The sequence below is a fragment of the Thermoflavimicrobium daqui genome (genome assembly GCF_003313465.1).
Taxonomy (GTDB): domain Bacteria; phylum Bacillota; class Bacilli; order Thermoactinomycetales; family Thermoactinomycetaceae; genus Thermoflavimicrobium; species Thermoflavimicrobium daqui.
Genome location: NZ_KZ845690.1, coordinates 1 through 5,712 on the forward strand (window position 1 = coordinate 1; position 5,712 = coordinate 5,712).

General features: G+C 37.3%; 3 protein-coding genes and 2 rRNA genes. 2 read left to right on the plus strand and 3 right to left on the minus strand.

Annotation, left to right across the window (positions count from 1 at the left end; genetic code table 11):
- Positions 1-202: ribosomal RNA gene (locus DL897_RS17795) — 16S ribosomal RNA — on the plus strand; the annotation flags it as partial.
- 430 nt (positions 203-632) lie between these two features.
- On the opposite strand, the gene DL897_RS17800 is transcribed toward DL897_RS17795, so the two are convergent.
- From DL897_RS17800 to DL897_RS17810, 3 genes are all read right to left on the minus strand, one after another.
- Positions 633-1,907 (minus strand): glutamate-5-semialdehyde dehydrogenase, encoded by a 1,275-nt coding sequence (locus DL897_RS17800; protein WP_113660459.1) that lies wholly within the window; start codon positions 1,905-1,907, stop codon positions 633-635.
- Positions 1,904-3,016 carry a glutamate 5-kinase gene (gene proB, locus DL897_RS17805; protein WP_113660460.1) on the minus strand — a complete coding sequence of 371 codons (1,113 nt, stop codon included), beginning with the start codon at positions 3,014-3,016 and terminating at the stop codon, positions 1,904-1,906. Before proB ends, DL897_RS17800 begins: the two co-directional genes overlap by 4 nt.
- Positions 3,017-3,385: 369 nt before the next feature.
- Complete coding sequence (locus tag DL897_RS17810; RefSeq protein WP_206186550.1) at positions 3,386-4,831, minus strand: amino acid permease; 1,446 nt, start codon at positions 4,829-4,831, stop codon at positions 3,386-3,388.
- Positions 4,832-5,600: 769 nt separating this feature from the next.
- Here DL897_RS17810 and DL897_RS17815 point away from each other — a divergent pair.
- Positions 5,601-5,712: ribosomal RNA gene (locus DL897_RS17815) — 23S ribosomal RNA — on the plus strand; the annotation flags it as partial.

The following is a 5,712-nucleotide window of genomic DNA, read 5'->3' on the forward strand; positions in this document are numbered from 1 at the left end:
TCGCTAGTAATCGCGGATCAGCATGCCGCGGTGAATACGTTCCCGGGCCTTGTACACACCGCCCGTCACACCACGAGAGTTTGCAACACCCGAAGTCGGTGAGGGAACCTCACGGACCCAGCCGCCGAAGGTGGGGCAGATGATTGGGGTGAAGTCGTAACAAGGTATCCCTACCGGAAGGTGGGGATGGATCACCTCCTTTCTACGGAGTATCTTTATGGATACAAATTTTTGAATCGAAACCTCTCGAGTCATGTCTCACCTTTAGTTTTCAAGGAATACAAGAAAAAAGTGTGACCTCAAAGGGCACTTCAGTGTCTTTTGAGGTCACACCTTTTTATAAAGAAAATACATGATCTACTAAAAAAGGTGGCTATTACGGCCACTCAAAGTAAAAAGAGGGGATTTTTCCTCCTCTTTTTACTTTTTTCTGGTGAAAAGGATTCTAACTAAAAGAGAAAATGTCCCTTTTGGATCACTCTCTGTTTATATTTATTGATAAAGTCCTTTTCTGAGAAGGTTACCTTTTTTAATTGAATAATAAATAGTAGAAGTGAAACAAAACAGGAAACCGATGTTTGTAGACCATCTGATTTAGTTCCATTTTTTCTTGATGTTTTTAAATGATAGGGTTATGTCCTAACTTGCCCAGTTCCCTTAATTACATATTTATAACTCGTAAGCTCTTTTAAACCCATGGGTCCACGTGCATGAAGCTTTTGCGTTGAAATACCGATCTCTGCTCCAAATCCAAACTCAAAACCATCGGTAAAACGAGTCGATGCATTATGATATACAGTAGAGGCATCGACTTGAGCCAAAAATTGATCAGCAATTTTAGTATTTTCAGTTACAATTGCTTCAGAATGGCTTGTTCCATAAGTTTTGATATGTGCGATTGCTTCTTCTACACTATTTACTACTTTAATAGGAAGAATTTGGTCAAGGAATTCAGTAGCATAATCTTCTTCTGTTGCTTCTATTACTTGAAGATCTTTAACCGATTTTACTGTTTTTGGGCATCCACGGATTTCCACTCCGTGTTCATAGAAGGCTTTTATTATCTCTGGAAGCCAAGTTTCAGTAAGGTTCTGATGAACCAGAAGAGTTTCGATTGCATTACAAACCGAAGGACGTTGTACTTTTGCATTAATAGAGATTTGAGTGGCTTTGTTTAAGTCAGCTGACTCATCAATATAGAGATGACAATTGCCGACACCAGTTTCGATTACAGGAACGAGGGAGTTTTGAATTACACGTTGGATTAGACCAGCACCACCACGTGGAATAACTAAATCGATCATACCTTTTGCTTGGATTAGAATATCAACTGATTCCCGCTCAGTCTTGTCGATTAATTGGATCGCATCAAGTGGGATTTGTGTTTTTTCTAATCCTTTTTTTGCAGCAGCAACAAGAGCCATATTTGTACGGAGAGCTTCTTTTCCTCCTCGAAGAATTACTGCATTTCCTGTTTTTAGAGCCAAACTCAATGCATCAATTGTAACATTAGGACGGGATTCATAGATCATAGCAATGACACCAAAAGGAACGCTAACTTTTTTAATGACTAGCCCGTTAGATGGGTGGAATATTTCTAATGTTTTCCCTACGGGGTCTCCTAATTGAATAATTTGGTATACTCCCTCGATCATGTTTTGAAGACGTTTTTCCGTAATCATAAGTCGATCAATACGATTTTCAGTGAGCTGACTTTGATAGGCTTCTTCTATATCATATAAATTAGCCATAAATATCGATTTTCGATGTTCCCAGAGTGAGTCGGCCACCTTTTGTAATGCTTCATTCTTGGATGCTGTTGGCAAAATAGCTAACTGCTGTGTAGATTGCTTAGCAGAATGAGCTTTAGTAAGTACACTTTCCCTTAAATAAGAAGCTTGTATCATTTTAAACACTCCTCTTCCTTTAAAATAACCATTGCATTCCGATGAATTACTTCATGATAGTTGTGTAATTTTTCTCCTTGTTTTTTCCGTGTTAGCAAAAGACATAAATCCTGAGAAGAAAAACTAATAACTCCTCTACCAATCACTTGGTGGCGATGAGATATGATTTCGACGATAGCACCTTCATGAAAATCACCATTAACTTTTTCAATCCCAGCGATCAGCAAACTACCGTTTTGGGTAGTTAATGCATGGCTAGCTCCTTGATCGATATAAATTTGCCCCTCTATACGTGATCCAAAAGCAATCCATGACTTTTTACTTGATAAACGGTTTTGCGCATAGAAGTGTGTTCCGAGTTTCTCTCCACTTAGAATTCTTTCTAAAACATGATCTTCAGAGCTAGAAGCGATCACTACATCCACACCTGACTGTGTTGCGATTCGTGCAGCAGTCAATTTTGTTCGCATACCACCTGTACCAAATGCACTCCCTTTTTCTCCAGCTATTTTTTCAATATCGGATGTGATTTCTCTCACTTCTTTAATTCGCTTAGCATTGGGATCTTTCTTCGGATGGGCTGTGTATAAGCCATCAATATCCGTCAAAATTACTAGTAAATCGGCTTCTGTGACAAGAGCAACTAAGCTACTTAACGTATCATTATCACCAAAACGAATTTCTTCTACAGTCACACTGTCATTTTCATTTACAATAGGTAATATTTTATTTCGTAATAAAGTTTCCATGGTATTCCGAATATGAATAAATCGATTCCGATCTTCAATATCAGATCGATTAAGTAAAATCTGGGCTGTTAATAATTTTTTATGAGCAAATCTCTTTTGATACCGATTAATTAGTAATCCTTGTCCTACAGCCGCCGCCGCCTGTTTTTCTGACATGGTGATATTTTGATAAGTCCATCCTAGTGAGCTTAATCCTAAAGCGATAGCTCCAGATGAGACCAATGTAATCTGGTATCTATCTGTCTTTTGTATTAAGGCGATTTGTTCGATAAGATGATTCATTTTCCGGTTAGATAGATTACCATCTAGATCAATAAGACTACTTGACCCTATTTTGACCACAATACGTTTATATCTCATCCATGTCCTCCTTCATACAAAGTATAAACTCTAAAAAATAAAAAAAGCCTCTCGCTCCCGAAGGACGAAAGGCTTTCTTCCGCGGTACCACCTTCATTGACATAATATGTAGGGTATATCAAACATACTATGTCCACTTGGTCTGTATAACGGCCAGCTACCGTCCCGCTTTTCACGGGCAGCTCAGGAGGCGGGTTAGTCTGTTTCACGGCGGGATCTCACAGCTTTAGATCTCACTCTCTGAACGCTTCCTAGACTTATTCACTCCGTCATTACTTCCTCAATGTGTTATTTTCATATTTATACACCTAGATGCATAAGTTTGTCAATTATAAAAAATCCCCTCTTGGGAAAGAGGGTTAGTGTGAATTAATCTATTTTTTCATGATTAATTGAGCTGTTTTTTTGGTTTTGATTTCGTGTAAAGAAATACCCGATGATCAGCAGACCGAACCAGAAAGGTGCAACATATAAAGCAACACGAGCGTCTTTGTCAATCCCAATCATTACAATGACGATGGCCAAAAAGATAAGCACAATCCAGTTTGTAATCGGTGCGCCAGGCATTTTAAAAGTAGGAGAATTTTTACCTTTGGCTTTCATTGCTTTGCGAAATTTTATGTGTGTAAACACAATCATACCCCATGTCCAGATTGTTCCAATAGTTGCTACACTAGTAATGTAAACAAAAGCTTTTTCTGGGACGAAATAGTTCAGCACGACACCAATTAATAAAACAAAGCAAGAAACGGTTAGACCTACAGAAGGAACTTGTCTACGATTTATTTTAGCTAGCGATTTAGGTGCATGCTTATGTTGGGATAATGTCATTAACATTCGACCTGTACTAAATATACCACTATTACAAGAAGATAAAGCAGCAGTTAAGACAACAAAGTTAATAATGGCTGCAGCAGCAGGAATTCCAATATTTTCAAAGACAAGAACGAATGGGCTAGAGCTTCCATCAAGTTGAATCCAAGGATAGATTGCCATAATCACAAACAAAGCACCGATATAAAAGATAAGAATCCGCCAGATAATATTATTGATAGCAGATGGGATTGTTTTCTCTGGATCCTCAGCTTCTCCAGCGGTAACTCCTACTAATTCTACTCCTTGAAATGAGAAGACAACCATTTGTAATGTCAGAAGCATCCCTATAATACCATGAGGAAAAAAACCTTTATGTTTCCATAAGTTTGATATTCCTACAGGTTGTCCCTCGTGCCCAACGCCTGTTGTAATCATGAGAATACCGATCACTAAGAGTGCCAGAATAGTTACTATCTTAATTAATGCAAACCAAAATTCAAACTCACCAAACAGTTTTACAGCGACTAAGTTAATAAGATAAACAAAAATCAGTGCAATCAAAGCCGGAATCCATTGAGGAAGATTAGGAAACCAAAAAGTCATGTATTTACCTACTGCTGTGATTTCAGCCATACCTGTAACGATCCAAGCAAACCAATATGTCCAACCTGTAAAAAATCCTGCCCAAGGTCCTATAAATTCTTGGGCATAATCACTAAAGGATCCCGAAATAGGTTTATATAAAATCATCTCACCTAATGCTCTCATCATAAAAAAGACGATAACTCCAAAGATAAGATATGAAATCATCAGTGAAGGACCTGCAGCTTGGATCGCTTTAGCAGATCCTAGAAACAACCCTACTCCAATTGCTCCACCAATTGCAATCAATTGGATATGTCGATTTTTTAGCCCTCGTTTAAGGTTTTCTGATTCATTCAATGTAAAAACTCCTTTCTCAATAAGAAAAGATCTAGCCTGATTATCATGTATCCTCATATAATAATTTTCTTTTTTGTTTCACTTCTTTTTGATAAGTACGGAGTATTAAACAGGAAAACAAAGTTATAAGGCATTATTAGTAGATCTATTATCTAAAATAGAAAAAGTAGCGGAGCATATATAATGGAATCATAAATAAAATTAAGAGATAACAAGATAATTTTTATAAAAGTATCAGATAAAAGGCTGTATAATATGTACAGTTATAAAATACGACACAGATTAATAAAAAATATATACAGCATGTTTAAATCGAGACAAAATCTAGACTATTGCTAGTTGAAGTAGCGAATCGTTTTTGTATAGGATCAACTTTTGGCTAGTAAGTCTACGGGCGTGAGTTCAAAAACGATGAGATGCCGATTAAGAGGGCAACCTCTATATAATCTATAGAGATAAAATATATTTTCATCGGTGTACTAGCTTATACTATTGTTTTCTTTGATTTTTAAATTCAGTGATCACTTCCTTTGGGGTTAAGTAATAGCTTTATAAAAGTGATTAACTTTTTAACTATGATATAAGGATTTCTAACTGGTTCCTGGAAAATACATGACATAAGGGTAATAAAAAATAGGTGGTTTGGTTCTAAAATATTTTTTATAAAAAGGGTTGCATTTATTAAATCGGCATGATATATTATTACTTGTCGCCGCGAGATGCGGTGAAACAAAATGAAACGCACCTTGAAAATTAGATAAGGAAATGATAGTCAAGGGAAAAACATTCACCGAGAGTGAGTACCTTAAAATATTAGGCTTAGGTAGGTTAAGCTAGTAAGGGCACACGGAGGATGCCTTGGCGCCAGGAGCCGATGAAGGACGGGACGAACACCGATATGCTTCGGGGAGCTGTAAGTAAGCTTTGATCCGGAGATT

What these genes read in the sequence shown, in the direction of transcription:
- DL897_RS17800 (WP_113660459.1), bottom strand. Translation starts at nt 1,907, where the DNA reads ATGATACAAGCTTCTTATTTAAGGGAAAGTGTACTTACTAAAGCTCAT.
- proB (WP_113660460.1), bottom strand. Translation starts at nt 3,016, where the DNA reads ATGAGATATAAACGTATTGTGGTCAAAATAGGGTCAAGTAGTCTTATT.
- DL897_RS17810 (WP_206186550.1), bottom strand. Translation starts at nt 4,831, where the DNA reads ATGAGGATACATGATAATCAGGCTAGATCTTTTCTTATTGAGAAAGGA.